We start from the raw sequence: 658 nt of genomic DNA, 5'->3' as shown, positions 1-658 counted from the left end.
GGCAGAGTGAAAGGCTTTAAAGCCCAGCATCGGCCGTGTCATCCGCTTGATAAAACGATGATCCTGCTCGACGATGTTGTTTAGATACTTACTCTGCATAATCCCGATCAGTCGCCTTTCACCGGTGACTTTGTGGATCACATTGACCGCCTGAAGGCCCGCCAGATTGGCCCCACTTTTATCGATAGCAACCCGATCAGGAACGCCATTTGTCTTGATGGCTTGCTTGAAAAACCGCCGCGCAGCAGCGGTATCACGTCGATTTGAGAGCATAAAATCAAGAGTTTGACCGTCACGATCGACGGCGCGGTAAGGACAGGTCCACTCTCCTTTGGCCTTGATATAAGTTTCGTCCATCCGCCACGAAACTGCCGTGGACCGCTTGTTTTTCCGGGCTTTCGCAGCAACGAGCGGCGCATATTTCACCACCCACCGGTTCAACGTGGCGTGGTCGATTGTGACGCCGCGCTCAGCCATAATCCCTTCCAGATCACGATAGGAAACGGCGTATCGGACGTAGAAAAACACTGCATATAGGATCACGCTTTTAGGGTAATGCGCCCCTTTGAAATTGATAGCCATTTCGCCTGCCTTTTTTTTGCAGAGGGCATAACAGAAACGAAAATCAACAGCGAACTGAAAAATTTGCGACAGAACC

1 protein-coding gene is annotated in these 658 nt (G+C 50.8%); it reads right to left on the bottom strand.

Features of this window, described 5'->3' with window-relative positions:
- The coding region (locus ACW9UQ_RS18710) for an IS6 family transposase (protein WP_458932490.1) at nt 1–582 on the bottom strand (582 nt) is incomplete at its 3' end.
- Nucleotides 583–658: the final 76 nt, after the last annotated feature.

Source organism: Halovulum sp. GXIMD14793 (genome assembly GCF_054457435.1).
This window is presented reverse-complemented; position numbering and strand designations above follow the sequence as displayed.